18 protein-coding genes are annotated in these 16,292 nt (G+C 44.3%); all 18 read right to left on the bottom strand.

Annotated elements, in window-relative coordinates; genetic code table 11:
* Positions 1-36 precede the first annotated feature (36 nt).
* Entirely contained in the window at positions 37-2,298 is a 2,262-nt protein-coding gene (locus Q0Y65_RS01080) for an ATP-dependent Clp protease ATP-binding subunit (RefSeq protein ID WP_297955752.1), read from the bottom strand.
* A gap of 176 nt (positions 2,299-2,474) precedes the next feature.
* Positions 2,475-2,636 carry a hypothetical protein gene (locus Q0Y65_RS01075; RefSeq protein WP_297957066.1) on the bottom strand — a complete coding sequence of 54 codons (162 nt, stop codon included), beginning with the start codon at positions 2,634-2,636 and terminating at the stop codon, positions 2,475-2,477.
* Positions 2,636-3,922, bottom strand: a complete 1,287-nt coding sequence (gene clpX / locus Q0Y65_RS01070; protein ID WP_297955750.1) for an ATP-dependent Clp protease ATP-binding subunit ClpX — start codon at positions 3,920-3,922, stop codon at positions 2,636-2,638. Before clpX ends, Q0Y65_RS01075 begins: the two co-directional genes overlap by 1 nt.
* Positions 3,923-3,931: 9 nt before the next feature.
* A complete protein-coding gene (clpP, locus tag Q0Y65_RS01065) occupies positions 3,932-4,522 on the bottom strand; it encodes an ATP-dependent Clp endopeptidase proteolytic subunit ClpP (RefSeq protein ID WP_019678690.1) in 591 nt (196 codons plus the stop codon).
* Positions 4,523-4,609: 87 nt separating this feature from the next.
* On the bottom strand, positions 4,610-5,917 hold the full coding sequence (tig, locus tag Q0Y65_RS01060; protein ID WP_297955745.1) for a trigger factor: 1,308 nt from the start codon (positions 5,915-5,917) through the stop codon (positions 4,610-4,612).
* Between the two features lie 101 nt (positions 5,918-6,018).
* Positions 6,019-6,711 (bottom strand): metallophosphoesterase, encoded by a 693-nt coding sequence (locus Q0Y65_RS01055; RefSeq protein WP_297955742.1) that lies wholly within the window; start codon positions 6,709-6,711, stop codon positions 6,019-6,021.
* A gap of 3 nt (positions 6,712-6,714) precedes the next feature.
* Positions 6,715-8,208, bottom strand: coding sequence for a threonine synthase (gene thrC / locus Q0Y65_RS01050; RefSeq protein WP_297955739.1), 1,494 nt, complete (start codon positions 8,206-8,208; stop codon positions 6,715-6,717).
* A gap of 11 nt (positions 8,209-8,219) precedes the next feature.
* On the bottom strand, positions 8,220-8,597 hold the full coding sequence (locus tag Q0Y65_RS01045) for a YraN family protein (protein WP_297955735.1): 378 nt from the start codon (positions 8,595-8,597) through the stop codon (positions 8,220-8,222).
* A complete protein-coding gene (rnhB, locus tag Q0Y65_RS01040; protein WP_297955732.1) occupies positions 8,584-9,207 on the bottom strand; it encodes a ribonuclease HII in 624 nt (207 codons plus the stop codon). Before rnhB ends, Q0Y65_RS01045 begins: the two co-directional genes overlap by 14 nt.
* Positions 9,207-10,088, bottom strand: a complete 882-nt coding sequence (gene ylqF, locus Q0Y65_RS01035; RefSeq protein WP_297955729.1) for a ribosome biogenesis GTPase YlqF — start codon at positions 10,086-10,088, stop codon at positions 9,207-9,209. The genes rnhB and ylqF overlap by 1 nt, the downstream gene beginning before the upstream one ends.
* Positions 10,089-10,153: 65 nt before the next feature.
* Entirely contained in the window at positions 10,154-10,906 is a 753-nt protein-coding gene (gene lepB / locus Q0Y65_RS01030; protein ID WP_297955726.1) for a signal peptidase I, read from the bottom strand.
* Between the two features lie 113 nt (positions 10,907-11,019).
* On the bottom strand, positions 11,020-11,364 hold the full coding sequence (gene rplS, locus Q0Y65_RS01025) for a 50S ribosomal protein L19 (RefSeq protein ID WP_297955723.1): 345 nt from the start codon (positions 11,362-11,364) through the stop codon (positions 11,020-11,022).
* Positions 11,365-11,637: 273 nt separating this feature from the next.
* Entirely contained in the window at positions 11,638-12,429 is a 792-nt protein-coding gene (locus Q0Y65_RS01020; protein WP_297955720.1) for a class I SAM-dependent methyltransferase, read from the bottom strand.
* A 14-nt stretch (positions 12,430-12,443) separates the two neighbouring features.
* On the bottom strand, positions 12,444-13,103 hold the full coding sequence (locus tag Q0Y65_RS01015) for a TIGR03936 family radical SAM-associated protein (RefSeq protein ID WP_297955718.1): 660 nt from the start codon (positions 13,101-13,103) through the stop codon (positions 12,444-12,446).
* Positions 13,094-14,932 carry a TIGR03960 family B12-binding radical SAM protein gene (locus Q0Y65_RS01010; RefSeq protein ID WP_297955715.1) on the bottom strand — a complete coding sequence of 613 codons (1,839 nt, stop codon included), beginning with the start codon at positions 14,930-14,932 and terminating at the stop codon, positions 13,094-13,096. The genes Q0Y65_RS01015 and Q0Y65_RS01010 overlap by 10 nt, the downstream gene beginning before the upstream one ends.
* A gap of 15 nt (positions 14,933-14,947) precedes the next feature.
* Positions 14,948-15,448, bottom strand: a complete 501-nt coding sequence (locus Q0Y65_RS01005; protein WP_297955713.1) for a hypothetical protein — start codon at positions 15,446-15,448, stop codon at positions 14,948-14,950.
* Positions 15,411-15,860: a GNAT family N-acetyltransferase gene (locus Q0Y65_RS01000; protein ID WP_297955710.1), complete on the bottom strand. Its 450-nt coding sequence runs from the start codon at positions 15,858-15,860 to the stop codon at positions 15,411-15,413. The genes Q0Y65_RS01005 and Q0Y65_RS01000 overlap by 38 nt, the downstream gene beginning before the upstream one ends.
* A gap of 38 nt (positions 15,861-15,898) precedes the next feature.
* Positions 15,899-16,291: a cytidine deaminase gene (locus tag Q0Y65_RS00995; RefSeq protein ID WP_297955707.1), complete on the bottom strand. Its 393-nt coding sequence runs from the start codon at positions 16,289-16,291 to the stop codon at positions 15,899-15,901.
* Position 16,292 lies beyond the last annotated feature (1 nt).

Raw genomic sequence — 16,292 nt, 5'->3', positions numbered from 1 at the left:
ATAAAAAGGCAATACACAGTTGTGTATTGCCTTTTGTCATACTGCAACAAGCTTGGTGAATGTAACCGATTCACCGTTTATATCTATCTTCAGATGATCTCCCTTTCCGGTTTCTCCTTTTATTATCATAGCAGCAAGCTTATTTTCCACAAGCTCGGAAAGCTTTCGACGTATGGGCCTGGCGCCGTATCTCTCGGTGTCTGCTGTAGAAGCAAGGGTTTCAGCTACTCTGTCCGTAAATTCTACTGTCATTCCTATGGACTCAATACGCTGACGAAGTTTTTCAAGCTCCAATCGGCTGATATCTATGAGTTCGTCATAGCCGAGAGCGCCGAATATCACTATTTCATCGATCCTGTTGAGGAACTCCGGCGCAAAGCTTTTTCGCACATATGATACAGCTGCTTTTTTGCGCTCATCGGGACACGGCGAACCAAATCCGAGCAATGAGTTTGAAAGCACATCTTCCCCTCCGATATTTGACGTCATTATTATTATACAGTTTCTGAAGCTCACCTGTCTCATCATGGAATCAGTCAGTATACCGTCATCAAGTATCTGAAGCATAATATTAAGCACTTCCCTGTCCGCCTTCTCTATCTCATCAAACAAAACTACCGAGTAAGGCTGCCTTCTTATTTTTTCACAAAGATTATTGTCATTGCTGTCATATCCGGCGTATCCCGGAGGTGCTCCCAAAAGCCTTGAAACAGCGTGTTTCTCCATATATTCTGACATATCGATCTTTATAAGACTTTTTTCACCGTCAAAAAGACACTCGGCAAGCGCTCTGGCAAGCTCGGTTTTTCCTACTCCTGTAGCTCCTGAGAACAGAAAAGAAGCTATCGGGCGTTTTCCTTCGCGTATCCCCGACCTCGCTTTGTAAACGGCGTCCGTAACTTTTGTTATTGCATCACGGTGTCCGATTATTCTTTTAGACAGCTGTTCACCAAGCTCAGACAAAACATCAGCTTCCGATGCAGTGATCTTGTTTACGGGAATACCAGAACGCATGGATATTACATTATTGATATCTTCCTCTGTTACCGATACATTTCCTGTTGAAGAGCCTTCTGCTTTTATTTCTGCGGCAGCACAGGCTTCATCGAGGACGTCTATAGCTTTATCCGGGAGACAGCGATCTGTGATATATCTTACGGAAGCATTGACCGCAAACTTTATTATATCATCGCCTATGCTAACATTGTGATAGCTTTCGTATTTGCCTTTCAGTCCCTTGATTATCTTTATACAGCCTTCTGCATCAGGTTCCGAGACCTTAACTGCCTGAAACCGCCTTTCAAGAGCATGATCCTTCTCTATGGACTGCCTGTATTCATCAAAAGTAGTAGCTCCTATGACCTGGAGTTCACCTCGCGCAAGCTGAGGCTTCATTATATTTGCAGCATCTATCGCGCCTTCAGCTGCACCTGCGCCAACTATACCGTGTATCTCGTCAATAAACAGTATTATATTTCCTGCTTTCACTGCCTCATCTATACAAGCCTTTACACGCTCTTCAAAATCGCCTCTGTATTTTGCTCCCGAAAGAAGAGACGTCATATCAAGACTGAATATATACTTGTTTTTTAGTCTGTCAGGCACGCTGTTACGGAGAAAAAGTGCTGCAACGCCTTCGATTATCGCTGTCTTTCCAACACCTGCTTCTCCGATTAGGCAAGGATTATTCTTATTCCGCCTTGCCAGTATCTGAAGAACACGTTTTATTTCGTCCTCTCTGCCTATAAGAGGATCGTTCTTGCTTATCTCAGCAGGGTCTGTAATGTTTTTCCCGTATCGGAAAAGATTTGGAAGCTGTGATGGTTTGAGTTTAATCGAGCTTCTTATCCTATTATCATCGCATTCTGTAACAGCTGAAAGGCTTTCGCTGATATAATCTATATCCCCACCCGTTTTTCTCATGAGTTCACAGGCGGTACAAGAGCTCTCCCTTAATATGGCAGCAAGAATATGCTCAGGAGATGCCTGTTTTTTATCCGGCTTTATCAATTCGGAACAGGATACGTCCAGTATCCTTCTCGCGGAACTTGTAAAGAATCTCTGATCCAGCTTTGACGGAGTTCCATACCCCACCTGCTTTAGCAGGCTATGTCTGAATGATTCAAAGGTAAGGCCGTTGTTTTTCAGGATATCAGCCGCTTCGGTGGTGCCTTCGCCAAGGATGGATAAAAGGATATGTTCGCTTCCTACATAGGTATGTCCCAATTCAGACGCATATTCTACAGCCGCATCAAGGATATCAGTTGATTTTTTTGTGAATTTATCATTTCTAAGCATATGTTTCCTCCTTCATTCATTATATATTATGCCACTAAATCCATGCGATAACTGTCGAATCTATAAACAAGGCCGTAATTGTAACACTTTTTTTCCTGTAGCATAATATGTACTATGAAACGCGGAAAAAGCGGTTCAAATACATCAATTCAAGGAGTTGTTCAATTATGTGTAATTCATGCTTTGGAGGAAATAACTGCTGGTGCATCATTCTCCTGGTGCTTCTCGTGATCATTCTTTTCTCTGGCTGCGGCAACAACGGATGCGACTGCGGAAATAACAACTGCGGCTGTGGCTGCTAAAAAGAAAAGGGACTGCATATGCAGTCCCTTATTCATTATTCAGCCTTCAAAAGCTTATTTCTTCTGTTTGTGAGCAAAGGCTCGACGCCGTTTACAACACTGTCAGCCGTAACAGTTACTTTTGCGATACTTCCGTCAGACGGAACAGTGAACATTGTATGCATGAGTATAGACTCAAGTATGGAACGAAGTCCGCGAGCTCCTGTTTTCTGGGCTATAGCCTTCTTGGCTATCTCCGTAAGAGCATCGTCCTCGATCTCAAGCTCAATATCATCATAACTGAAGAGCTTCTTATACTGCTTTATGAGAGCGTTCTTGGGCTCAGTCAGTATTCTTACAAGCGAAGCTTCATCAAGCTCCTCCAATACAGATATAACAGGCAGTCTGCCGACAAATTCAGGAACCATACCGAATTTTACAAGATCCTTCGGTACGACCTTCTTGAAGATATTGTCCATTTCTTCCTTGTGAGGCTTAATCTCGCCTCCAAAGCCTATAGGAGCCTTTCCGATACGTTTCTGGATCTGTTTTTCCAGTCCATCGAACGCACCGCCGCAGATAAACAAGATATTCTTTGTGTTTATCTGGATCACTTCCTGGTTTGGATGCTTTCTTCCTCCCTGAGGCGGAACATTAGATACTGTTCCTTCAATTATCTTGAGAAGAGCCTGCTGTACACCTTCGCCGCTTACATCACGGGTAAGAGACGTATTTTCGGATTTTCTTGCGATCTTGTCGATCTCGTCGATATATATGATTCCTCTCTCTGCTGCCTTGATATCAAAATCAGCTGCCTGAATGAGTCTGAGAAGAACATTCTCTACATCATCGCCGACATAACCTGCTTCGGTGATAGTTGTAGCATCGGCTATAGCGAACGGAACATTGAGCAGCTTTGCAAGTGTCTGCGCAAGAAACGTCTTACCAACGCCTGTAGGGCCGAGAAGAAGCACATTGCTCTTCTGAAGCTCAACACCGTCATCGTCAGAAAGATCCCTCTCATTTTCCTGACTCATTATTCGCTTATAATGATTGTATACAGCAACCGACAGTGAGATCTTTGCGTCATCCTGGCCGATGACATACTCATCGAGGAACGCTTTTATCTCAGCGGGCTTCATAAGAGTCAGAGAAGAAACGTCCTTCTCTGTATCAGATTTTGCTGCCTTTCTGTGAGCTTTTGCTACGCCAGGACCATACAGCATCTCATAGCAGTAAGTAACACATTCATCACATATATTTGATGAACCTGCAGAAAACATACTGCGTACCCTGTTTTCTCCTTTGCCGCAGAAGCTGCACGATTTAAACGTTTCAGCCATTTATAACCCCTACCTTTTTGTTATGACCTTATCGATCAATCCATATTCAAGTGCCTCATTAGCAGTCATATAATTATCTCTTTCACAGGCTGCGTGTATCTCCTCGATGCTCTTGCCTGTGTTGTTGGCGAGTATCTCCTCAAGACGATCTCTGGTACGCTCAAGATTCTTTGCATGGATCATTATATCGGTCTGCTGACCGCCGAGGCCGCCGCCGATAAGAGGCTGATGGATCATGATCTCGCTGTTCGGAAGAGCGATTCTCTTGCCCTTTGCACCTGATGAAAGGAGAAATGCACCCATAGATGCAGCCATACCTATACATATGGTGGAAACATCACACTTGATGTAATTCATTGTATCATATATTGCCATGCCAGCAGTAACAGAACCGCCGGGGCTGTTGATGTACAAGGATATATCCTTCTCTGAATCCTGGCTTTCAAGATAAAGAAGCTGAGCAACGACAACACTTGCTGTTGCATCATTTACCTGATCCGAAAGCATTATAATCCTGTCATTGAGCAGTCGGGAGTATATATCATATGATCTTTCGCCTCTGCTTGTCTGTTCAACGACGTAAGGTACCAGTACGCTCATAGTTTATCGCCCTTTCTTTAAAAACAGTTGTCCCACAAGAGGCTGCGGGACAACGTAGATTCTATGATTTATTTGTCGGAAAAGAGATTATTCTGCCTTTTCCTCAGCAACAGTGTTATCTACCACAGCATTTTCCTTTACAAGCTCTATAGCCTTCTGAACTCTGAGGTCTGTAGTATATTCATCAAGAGGAATAAATCTCTTTACTGTCTCAACATCAATGTTGTTTGCAGCAGCGATCTCACCGAGACCGTTGTTGAGTTCCTCCTCCGAGATCTCGATATTCTCAAGATCAGCGATCTTCTCAAGAGCAAGTCTGAGCTTTACTTCGCTGACAGCTCTGTCTCTGTATGTCTCTCTGAATGAATCCATATCCATTCCTGTGTACTGGAAATAGAGCTTTATGTCCATACCCTGCTGCTGGAGCTGCTGTTCGAATGATCTCATAAGAGCATCTATCCTCTGCTCATACATACAGTTCGGAATAGGAGCATCTACCTTATCGATAAGAGCAGTCATAACAGCGTTCTCAAAAGCTGAATCAGCCTGGCTTACAGCTGCTTCTTCGAGCTTTGTCTTGATATCATTTCTGTATTCTTCAACAGTATCGAACTCTGTAGCATCCTTTATAAGGTCATCATTGATCTCGGGAAGCTCCTCATAGCTGATTGACTTGAGCTTGCACTTGAATGTAGCTTCCTTGCCTGCGTAATCAGACATCTGATAATCCTCGGGGAATGTAACATTTACGTCGAACTCATCGCCGATGTTGTGTCCCACGATCTGATCCTCAAAGCCTGGAATGAACTGACCGCTGCCAAGACGGAGAGGATGATCCTCGCCCTTGCCGCCTTCAAATGCTTCGTCACCGAAGAAGCCTTCAAAGTCGATAACAACTTCGTCGTCCATCTGAGCTGCTCTGTCGTCTACAGAAACGATACGAGCGTTCTTCTTTCTGATGATATCGATCTGCTTGTCGATATCTTCATCAGAGATCTCCTTTACTTCCTTGGGAGCCTTGATTCCCTTGTAATCAGCGATCTCGATCTCAGGCTTTGTAACACATACAGCCTTGATCTCAACGCCGTTCTCCTTATCGATGGAAGTAACCTCGACGTTGGGTCTGTCAACAAGCTGGAGACCTGTTTCCTGAACTGCTGCGTCAAGCTCGGGACCAAGGAGAGCGTTTATAGCGCCTTCATAGAAAGCACCCTCGCCGAACTCTCTCTCTGCAAGCTTTCTCGAAACCTTGCCCTTTCTGAAGCCCTTGATCTGGATATTCTTCTTCTGACGCTGGAATTCCTTTTCAACAGCTGCCTCAAAAGCAACAGGATCGATTGAAATTACTAACTCGGTAGTATTCACATCTGTTTTGTTTGATGATTTTAAACTCATATTGATACGTCCTCCAATATTTATATAACATACTTAGTATATTATACCACATTCTCATTTTTATTTCTACTGATTTTCAACACTTCTGCATTATGCACAAATCACAGGACTTTTTCAGGGATAAACTGTAAATAATCGCCTGCGATAAGATGAAAATTTATGTCGTCATAGGTGTTTTTTACACATAGATCGTGTGCGGAACGCCCATGTATATGACCGTAATAACAATCCTTGATCTTGTAACGATACAGTACCTCAAGAATGTCATAATTGAAATTGGTAGCGAAGATGGGCGGATAATGAAGAAAAACTATAGGCTCAAGACCTGCATCCACAGCTGAACGGATAGACGTTTCAAGCCGCTGCACTTCCCTTTTAAGGACCTTCTCGTCCTGAGTTTCCCCTGGCATATTGACCCAACCGCGTGTTCCGCATATACCGTAATCTTCATATTTGTAATGATTATTATGAAGAATCTTTATTGAACTCAGCCCCTCTGCGGCAAGGAATTCTTCCATTTTCCGCATGGTAGTCCACCAGTAATCATGGTTTCCCTTAATGATTATCTTATTTCCGGGAAGAGACTCGATAAAGCAGAAATCAGGAGCCGCTTCGACAAGATTCATTCCCCATGATATATCTCCGGGAAGAACGATCGTGTCTTCCGGTTTTATCTGTTCGAGCCAGTTTTTCTCGATCCGCTCCTGATAGTCCTGCCAGCCTGAAAAGATACTCATGGTCTTTTCAGGAGCACCCTTGCACAGGTGCAGATCTGCAAGTACGAACAAGCTCATATGTTATATTCCCAGAGTTCTGAGAACATATCCCTTCTGCTCGGATTTGTCAACAACATCGTTGAATCTCTCAGGCTTGTTTTTCAGGTCTGCAAGCGCTGCCGGAACAGGAATATCGGAAAGCTGAGCTATCCTGTCCACCTTATCGTATTCATTGATATCGGAAGTCTTTCCTTCAAGGGCTTCGAGAACAGCCGTGCTGAACTTATAAGGACTTGCTGTAGAAGCAATAACAGTCTTTGTATCATCGCCTGTTGTTTCCTTGTAATCCTTGTACACCTTTACCGCAACAGCCGTGTGTGTATCACAGGTATAAGAATATGTCTCGTAAACCGAATGGATAGTTGACTTTGTCTGGCCGTCATCGCAGAAGCCGGCAGCAAATTCTTCCTTCAGCTTCTTCTTGACATCGTCCGACACCTCATAACGTCCCTCGGAAGCAAGCTTGCCGAACCATTCCCTGATAAGCGCGTCATTGCGGTCTGTCATAAGGTAGAGAAGCCTTTCGAGATTGCTTGAGATAAGTATATCCATCGAGGGTGATACAGTTGCATAGAACTGTCTGTTTCTGTCATAGATTCCTGTATTTATGAAATCTGTGAGTACATTGTTGATATTTGAAGCACAAATAAGCTTATTTACGGGGATACCCATATGCTTTGCATAATATGCAGCGAGGATATTGCCAAAGTTGCCCGTAGGAACAACGATATTGATCTTGTCACCGAGCGCGATCTCCTCGTCCTTTACCAGCTCTGCATATGCGGAGATGTAATACACGATCTGAGGAACAAGACGTCCCCAGTTTATGGAGTTAGCACTTGAGAAAACCATACCGTTTTCATCAAGAGTTTTCTTTACTTCATCATTGGTAAAGATAGCCTTTACTCCGTTCTGGCAGTCGTCAAAGTTGCCCTTGATAGCGCATACACCGACGTTAGAGCCCTCCTGAGTCTTCATCTGGCGCTTCTGCATGGGGCTTACTCCGTCCTCGGGGTAGAATACGAGTATGGAAGTACCCTCTACGTCCTTGAAGCCTTCAAGAGCAGCCTTTCCTGTATCACCTGAAGTCGCAACAAGGATAACTATCTTCTTGTCAAGATTTATCTTCTTCGCTGATGTGGTAAGGAAGTAAGGCAGTATCTGAAGCGCCATATCCTTGAAAGCGCAAGTAGGACCATGCCAGAGCTCAAGCATATATGTTCCGTCAAAGAGATGTGCTATCTCAGCGATACTCTCAGTCTCAAAATTTTTCGTACTGTAAGCATTATCGGTACAGTAATGTATCTCAGCGTCGGTAAAATCTGTGAGATACTTTGAAAACACGCAGGCAGCTCTGTCGGCATACTTCATATCACCGATAGCCTTTATCTCATCAAGAGTAAGCTGAGGTATGCTTTCGGGAACAAAAAGTCCGCCCTCAGCAGAGATACCCTGAGTAATGGCTTCAGCGCTGTTTACCTTGACATCACTGTTTCTTGTGCTGTTATATAACATACTATCACCCTTTAAAATATGTAATCATAGCCTGTTGTATCATAGGCATTATTAATATAATCAATGCTGAGCACCTTGCCGTCCGCAATGATGACCTGTGCGACATCAAATCTCGGCTGAAGCATATTCGGGTGCTTACAGCAATAATCAGCAGCAGTCTTTATTATAAGACCTCGTTTACGCTTGTTGACAGCTTCAAAGCCCGAGACCATACTATCGGGTTTGCGGGATTTGACTTCAACAAATGCCATATAGTCGCCGTTTTCGGCAATTATATCAATCTCGCCGCCCTTTATCCTGTAATTCCTGGCGGCTATTTTATATCCTCGCCGGATAAGATAAGCGCATACGCTCTCCTCACCGAGCTTGCCAATTTCACTTTTCGTCATATAGTTTCTTTAGGAATGTCCTGCGATGTACTTCGGATATACCATGTTCCGCGAGCTTTTCGTAATGAAGTGCGGTTCCGTAGCCCTTATGCTTTCCAAAGCAGTACTGCGGGTATTTTTCGTCAAGCTCCAGCATATAGCGATCTCTCGCTACTTTCGCAAGTATCGAAGCAGCGGCTATTGAAGCCGAAACTGCATCTCCGTGTATAACATAACGGCTCTCGCAGTCAAGCTCCGGAAGCCTGTTTCCGTCTATAAGAGCCAGATCAGGCTTTATGCCGAGACCTGAAACAGCTCTTTTCATTGCAAGCATAGTAGCCTGAAGAATATTAAGACTGTCTATCTCTTCGACGCTTGCTGTCGCTATACAATATGCGTCAGCCTTTTCTATGACTTCATCGTACAGAAGCTCACGGCGTTTTTCGGAAAGCTTCTTGCTGTCGTTGAGGTAATTAATCAGGACTTCATCATTCAGAACAACAGCCGCAGCATATACATCGCCTGCAAGCGGGCCTCGTCCCGCCTCATCTACTCCGCATATAACGGGATAAGCTTTACGGAGCTGTGAATCATACTCAAAAAGCTCCTTATGTAAAATGATACGTGCCATTATGACTCCTTCTGCGGAGGTACTTCAAGAGTGATCCTGCCAAGCTTACCGCTTCTGAACTCGTCAAGCACGGTTATGGCAGCTCTTTCGGTATTTATCTCTCCTCCCGAGATCATCATACCGCGCTTTTTACCCACCATTTCAAGAAGCTCAAGGCCTGTACAGCCTTCCGTAAATTCAATTTTATATCTTTCGGTCAGAGAATTGGGATAGTTTTCCGCCAGATAAGATAAAAGCTTCATCGCAAGAGTTTCAATATCAAGTATATCATCACTTATAGCTCCCGTAAAGGCAAGTCTTACAGCTACGTTCTGATCCTCAAACTTAGGCCATAGTACTCCCGGCATATCCAGGAGCTCGGTATTGTTATCGAGCTTTACCCATTGTTTGGTTCTTGTGACTCCGGGACGATCCTCGACCTTCGCACGCTTAGAACCTGCTAACTTATTAATAAGCGACGACTTTCCGACATTTGGTATTCCTACTATCATAAGTCTGACAGCAGCGCCCTTCATACCGTTTTTTTCGCGCTTATCCATCAATTCCTTCAGTACGCTCCCCTTCAGCGCGGGAAGTACAGATTTGAGGCCTTTGCCGGATTTGCAGTCAACAGCGAGAGCTTCGCTTCCGCAGCGCCTGAAGTAGTTTATCCAAAGCTGAGTGGTCCTGTCATCTGCCAGATCACTCTTGTTGAGAAGAACCAGCCTCGGCTTATTCTTTGTCATATTATCCATCTCGGGATTCCGACTGCTCAGTGGAGCTCTTGCATCCACGATCTCCACTACAGCATCGACAAGGGAGAGATTTGAAGCGATCAGTCTCCTTGTCTTGGCCATGTGGCCCGGAAACCACTGGATCTGTTTCATATCCGAATTATCCACACTTGCCTCCCGTGTTCCTTAAATCAGATGATCTTTCCAAACAGGCAGGATGATCTTCCGTCAGCTCACTTCTTATTAAAAAGGAGGAACTTGAAATCCTTTATAGGCGAGTATCTGAGCACGGCTTTACCGTATATCTGCTCCTTCTTTATAAGACCGACATCACCGTTACGGCTGTCTGCCGACTCACGTCTGTTATCTCCCATAACAAAATAGTAGCCCTCAGGAATAGTTATAGGGAAATTAAACATAACGCCCGCATCATTCATAGTCTGTCTGATGTAGGGCTCGTCCAGGACCTTTCCGTCAACGATGACCTGCTCTTTTTCGGCATCAAGATCAATGGTCTGACCGGGCTCAGCGATAACACGCTTGATTATGCACTCCTTCAGGCCTGAATTCGAGATATCCTTGTCTATAACATTTCCAGTGCTGTCAAGGAAATATGCCATATCATTGTTTATTACAACGATATCTCCGTAATGAGGACCTGAATAAACAGTCGTCATAAAGATCCTGTCCTTATCCATGAGTGTATTGTTCATAGATTTCCCCACAACGTTGACAGGGTGCAGGAGATATGTAAATATCATTATGATAACAAAAACTGTAAGAAGCGTAGATTCAACTATCTCAAGGATATCATCGACGATCTTGCCTTCTTTTTTTTCGGCCTCTTCGTCCTGTTCGTTATCCTCGTCATCTTTTTCTTCAACAGCCTCAGCTGCATCCTCTGCTGCTTCCTCGATTTCCTCAACAGCTTCTGTAACTTCCTCTGCTTCTGTGTTTTCTGTAGTATTCTTTACTTCATCAGCCATAATGCTGCCTCCAGACTAAAATATAAAAATGTAGCAAAAAAGGGACTTTAAGTCCCTCAAGGAAAGAAGATGAGTCAGCCGACTCAAGTCGGCTGAACTCAGTCTGCAACCTGTTAGCGGATCTGTTCCTTAACCTTAGCAGCCTTACCAACTCTGTCTCTGAGGTAGTAGAGCTTAGCTCTGCGAACCTTACCGCATCTTACGACCTCAACCTTGTCTACAACAGGAGAGTGAAGCGGGAATACTCTTTCGATACCACAGCCGTGTGCAACACGTCTTACAGTAAAGGTCTCGCTGATGCCGCCGTGCTTCTTGGCGATTACAGTTCCCTCGAAGATCTGGATACGGCTCTTATCGCCTTCCTTGATCTGAACGTGAACCTTAACGGTATCACCTACGTTGAACTGCGGAACATTTTCCTTCATGCTTGATTCGCTGATTAACTTGAGTGCATCCATTTTATTTTCCTCCTAAAATTTCCGAACATTCTTACCTGTCCCGCGATATACCGTTCAGCATTCGGTACATACAGGAATAATATAAAAGCGGCGTTCATTAGCGCCGTGGCTCATAAATGAGCAGCAGGCAGCGGACTATCCGATTTAATGTCTTTCGGCATTAACCCTCATCCAGGCATAATAATACCCGAACGGATTTCAAATGCTTTTATATCATACCATACTTTAAAGGAAAATGCAAGTGTTTTTTTGAAAAAAAACAAAATTATTTATTTACTTCTTTTCAAGCACTGCCATAGACGCAAAATGCAGCACCTCGAACTCCTCGGGAGCAATTCTTTCAAGCATTTGCATATGCTCTCCCTCCCATGCTTCTATCTCCTCGTCCGAAAGCGAGGCGCCTATGCCGCGGCAGGCCTTCATCCTGCCATTCCAGCTCTCGCGGGTGAACGGCACCATGAGATCGTATTCCTCATTTGTAACTGTTCTGAAGTATCTGTCGGCGATACTCGGTATAAACATCGGCTTGCGGACATATCCCGCGCCTGTCCAGCAGGGATTATACTTCAGGACAAGCCTTTCACTCTCCCCTGCGATCTTATCCTCGGCGGGAAGCCATGCCATGAAAAGAATAACAAGCTTTCCGCCTTTTTTAAGGAGCTTTGCCAGTTTCGGTACAACTACATCGTAATCAAAGTAGAAAAAACACTGACAAGCTGTTATAACGTCAAAATAACCGTCCGGGAAATCAATGTCCTCTGCGGCAGATACTATAAAATCAATCCTTTTGCCTTCGCGTTCGGCAAGTATCTTTGCCTGGGATATCTGATTAGCAGAAATGTCCGAACCTGTCCATTCGGCTCCGAACCTGTACATATTTCTCGGTAAAACGCCTGTTCCGGTACCAAGATCCAGCACTTTCTGTCCCTTCACACACAAGCCTCTTTCGGCCACCTTCTCAAAAAAGACAGGCGGATAAATATCGCGGTATTTTGCGTAATCTTCAGAAGTACGTCCCCAGTCGAAAGCCTTTCCGCCGTCGATCTCTTTCTTATAAATATCCATTTTATTACTCCATCTTACTCAAACACGGAATCGTCCGCGCATAAAATAGCCGTTCTGCGTATATCACGGACTTCAAATCCGGTATCTGTCATTTGTTTCAGCGCTTCGATAAAAAGCGTAGGATTGTAGTTTGTCTGAGTGCCTGCGGGCAGCCTCATGATCATATTTACCGAGGTATCGCTCTTTTCGCAGGCAAGAACCTCCAGATCGGGCTTTATATCAACAGTTTTAAATCCCTTTTTGGTCTTTTTTTCAATTAGTATCTCGGGCGAAGACATAAGCGCCTGTACATCAGAAAAAAGCTTATCCGTATCATTCGAAACCAGTGAAAAAGTATATTCCGCCTTTGCTATAGCGGTTATTTTCTGCTTCTGCTCGGCAACCTTGACAATACTCATGCCCTCGGGCATTACAGCATTGAGCCTTTCCCTGATCTCATCAAAGGGCATTTCATCATTCAGATTGAAATCAAGTATCTCGCATCTGCTCTCAAAGCCCAAAGAAAGCGCCAGCGCAAAGCTGTAATACGGATGAGGATTAAAGCCCTCGGTATACCACACAGGCAGTCCCGAACGCCTGAATGTCCTGAGCATACATCGGTTCAGATCAAGGTGGGATATATATTTTGCACGGCCGCATTTTTCAAATGTTGCTCTTACTCGTATCAAAAGCATTCCCTCCCGACTTTTTTATTGACTCCGCAGCCTGAACACCTGAGACGGCAGTTAGGAGTTGTCTGCGCCTTATGGGCGGTCATATTCTCGCGCACGAGAAAAGATTTGCTTACATAATAATCGAGATGATCCCACGGAAGGATCTCATCATACTCAAATCGTCTGTTGGCATAGAACGATGTATCTATACCGCATTCTTCAAACGCCTCCTGCCACTTGTCAAAGCGAAAATACTCGTCCCAGCTGTCAAATTTACAGCCCTTCTTCCATGCGGCATATATAGCCTTGCAAAGCCTTCTGTCGCCTTTAGCGAGAACAACTTCAAGACGGCTTACATCGGGATTATGATAGCTTACCCTTATCTTTTTGGTCTTAACAGAATCAAGTAACAGCTTCTGCTTGTGCTCTATCATCTCGGCAGTATCCTGCGGCTCAAACTGAAAAGGGGTAAAAGGCTTGGGGACAAAGGTAGCACAGCTTATTGATATCTGAACTCCCCTGCCCTTAGGACGGTTCTCGATACTGTAATAAAGGTCGATAATATGGTTGGCAAGCTCGGCAATACCGATTATATCCTCATCTGTCTCCGTCGGGAGTCCCATCATGAAATAGAGCTTTACAGAAGAATATCCGCCTTCAAACGCTATACGGCAGGTATTCATTATCTCATCTTCACTGACATTCTTGTTGATAACATCGCGAAGCCTCTGTGTACCGCCCTCTGCCGCAAAGGTAAGTCCGCTTTTCCTTACCTTTTTGATCTTTTCAAGGAGTGACTCCGAGAAATTATCCACTCGCAGCGAAGGAAGGGACATATTGATCCTTTCACGGACGGTATAGTCGAGAAGCTTTGTCAGCATGGGGTCTATCTCAGAATGATCACTGGTACTCAGCGAAGCAAGGGATACCTCATCATAACCTGTATTCTCGCACAGACACTTCACTTCATTATAAATAGTATCGGTGTGCTTTTCACGGAACGGTCTGTATATAAAGCCTGCCTGACAAAAGCGGCAGCCTCTTATACAGCCGCGCAGGACCTCCACCGAAGCTCTGTCCTGAACTATCTCGGTAAACGGTACCACAAAATTTTCAGGATAGTACACTTTATCAAAATCTCTTATTATCCTTTTATGAACTGTCGCAGGAGCTCCGTCGGTAACATCAACTCTGTCTATGGTCCCGTCCTCTTTGTATGTGAAATGATAGAATTTCGGGACATAAACTCCCTCTATCCGAGCAGCTTTTCGGAGAAAATCATCTCTTGAAGCGCCCTGTTTCTTCATTTCCGCATAGAGATCCATAACTTCAAGGTTTACTTCTTCGCCCTCGCCAAGAATGAACAGATCAAAAAAATCGGCAAGAGGCTCCGGATTGCATACGCAAGGACCTCCTGCAATAACGATCTGACCGAGCTTCTGAGACCTTTCAGATGCAAAAATCGGTATACCTGCAAGATCCAGCATATTGAGCACATTTGTATAAGAAAGCTCATACTGCATTGTAAAACCGATAAAATCAAAATCACGAATCGGATCGAGACTTTCAAGAGCATACAGCGGTATGCCGTTTTCGCGCATTATAGCCTCAAAATCCTCGCCGGGAGCAAAGCACCGCTCACACCAGTAGTTTTCGCGCTCATTAGTGAGAGAATAAAGGATCTTCATGCCTATATGTGACATTCCGATATCATATGTATCCGGGAAACAGAAAGCAAATCGCACATCTATCTTAGATTTATCCTTTAATACGCTTCCGACCTCTCCGCCGATATATCTTGAAGGCTTCTGGACTTCAAGAAGGTGTTTTTCTATCAAATCTTTAAGCATATTTCCTCCGAACAATCAAAAACGCTTATCATATGGGATCATAGCGGTAAAATCACCGTATCTGCCTGTCCAGCCCTCAGGAACAAAATTTTCAAAGCTCTCGGGCTTCGGGAACATCGAATACATTTTATTGCTGTCAAAATCAATATACAGGGAAATATCATAATCATTTTTCCTGTCATCCCTTGCCATTGTCCTTAGAAGACGCAGCTCGTCGGCAGAATATCTGCATTTGAAGAGATGAGCAAGAAAATGGCTGGCCGTATCGCTGTCGAGTATCTCTATTCCCCAGCGTTTGGCACAGAAATCCTCGTAGCTGCCGATATCGCGTTCGAAGTCCTCATATGATCTGCCGCTTTTGGAATACAAAGCCTTCCATATGCTGTAAAGTCTTCGGTAGTCCATTTTCCACAGATTCTTCGGCGCAACATACCATTCAAAATGCTTTTTGAAGACAACAGCAACTATTATATTCTCTTTATATTTCGGCAGTACCTTCGCTAACTGTTCCATCATTACCACGAAGCTCCTTTTCAAAACATATCATATCACACAGACGAACCCCTGCCTCGATTATCGGGTGATCGTAATTATCAATAAAAAAATTCTTGATAACGCCGCTTCTTCTGAATCCGCAGCTCTCATAAAAAGGAACAGTCAGCGGACTGTCACCTGTTCCGACTATCAATCTGTCAAACGCTCCCGAAAACTTTTCTTCGATATAGGAAATAAGCCTTCTGCCGCAGCCCTTTCGCTGTACGTCGGGAGAAACGGCTATATTCTTGAGCTCAAGGGTAAAATCGCCCTCATCGGTAACTATACATACCGCCAGCGTTTTTTCACCGTCGCTCATAGCAAAGAGCCTTCCGCGGTCAAGATACTTCAATATCATCTCCTCCTGCTCGTCGCCTAAAAGAAGAAGATCCATATACCGCCGCTTATTATCAGTTATTTCATTTATAAAGATCATATTATGCTTTCCCCTGAGAAACGGACCGGCATAAAATCCGAAAGCCTGTGCTCGCCATCTGCAAGCACTATAGTCAGATCATCTCCGCAGAATTCGCTCAGGACCTGAAGACAGGCACCGCATGGATAGCATGGTCTGGAAAAGTCTCCGTCACCGCTTCCTGCTATAGCTATTGCAGAGAATTCTCTACAGCCTTCAGAAACAGCTTTGAATACAGCTGTACGCTCGGCACAGATGGTAAGAGAATACGAAGCATTTTCAATATTACAGCCTGTGAACAACCGTCCGTCGCTCGTCAAAAGAGCTGCTCCTACCGAAAAGCCGGAATACTTTGAATACGAGTTTTCTGCCGCCTTTACAGCTGCTACGAAAAGCTCTTGGCAGTTCATA

Origin of the sequence: uncultured Ruminococcus sp., from assembly GCF_947301925.1 — a bacterium.
Classification (GTDB): domain Bacteria; phylum Bacillota; class Clostridia; order Oscillospirales; family Ruminococcaceae; genus Ruminococcus.
This window is presented reverse-complemented; position numbering and strand designations above follow the sequence as displayed.

Coding starts and splice junctions, on each gene's coding strand:
- Q0Y65_RS01080 (WP_297955752.1), bottom strand. CDS start 2,298: ATGCTTAGAAATGATAAATTCACAAAAAAATCAACTGATATCCTTGAT.
- Q0Y65_RS01075 (WP_297957066.1), bottom strand. CDS start 2,636: ATGAATAAGGGACTGCATATGCAGTCCCTTTTCTTTTTAGCAGCCACA.
- clpX (WP_297955750.1), bottom strand. CDS start 3,922: ATGGCTGAAACGTTTAAATCGTGCAGCTTCTGCGGCAAAGGAGAAAAC.
- clpP (WP_019678690.1), bottom strand. CDS start 4,522: ATGAGCGTACTGGTACCTTACGTCGTTGAACAGACAAGCAGAGGCGAA.
- tig (WP_297955745.1), bottom strand. CDS start 5,917: ATGAGTTTAAAATCATCAAACAAAACAGATGTGAATACTACCGAGTTA.
- Q0Y65_RS01055 (WP_297955742.1), bottom strand. CDS start 6,711: ATGAGCTTGTTCGTACTTGCAGATCTGCACCTGTGCAAGGGTGCTCCT.
- thrC (WP_297955739.1), bottom strand. CDS start 8,208: ATGTTATATAACAGCACAAGAAACAGTGATGTCAAGGTAAACAGCGCT.
- Q0Y65_RS01045 (WP_297955735.1), bottom strand. CDS start 8,597: ATGACGAAAAGTGAAATTGGCAAGCTCGGTGAGGAGAGCGTATGCGCT.
- rnhB (WP_297955732.1), bottom strand. CDS start 9,207: ATGGCACGTATCATTTTACATAAGGAGCTTTTTGAGTATGATTCACAG.
- lepB (WP_297955726.1), bottom strand. CDS start 10,906: ATGGCTGATGAAGTAAAGAATACTACAGAAAACACAGAAGCAGAGGAA.
- rplS (WP_297955723.1), bottom strand. CDS start 11,364: ATGGATGCACTCAAGTTAATCAGCGAATCAAGCATGAAGGAAAATGTT.
- Q0Y65_RS01020 (WP_297955720.1), bottom strand. CDS start 12,429: ATGGATATTTATAAGAAAGAGATCGACGGCGGAAAGGCTTTCGACTGG.
- Q0Y65_RS01015 (WP_297955718.1), bottom strand. CDS start 13,103: ATGCTTTTGATACGAGTAAGAGCAACATTTGAAAAATGCGGCCGTGCA.
- Q0Y65_RS01010 (WP_297955715.1), bottom strand. CDS start 14,932: ATGCTTAAAGATTTGATAGAAAAACACCTTCTTGAAGTCCAGAAGCCT.
- Q0Y65_RS01005 (WP_297955713.1), bottom strand. CDS start 15,448: ATGATGGAACAGTTAGCGAAGGTACTGCCGAAATATAAAGAGAATATA.
- Q0Y65_RS01000 (WP_297955710.1), bottom strand. CDS start 15,860: ATGGATCTTCTTCTTTTAGGCGACGAGCAGGAGGAGATGATATTGAAG.
- Q0Y65_RS00995 (WP_297955707.1), bottom strand. CDS start 16,291: ATGAACTGCCAAGAGCTTTTCGTAGCAGCTGTAAAGGCGGCAGAAAAC.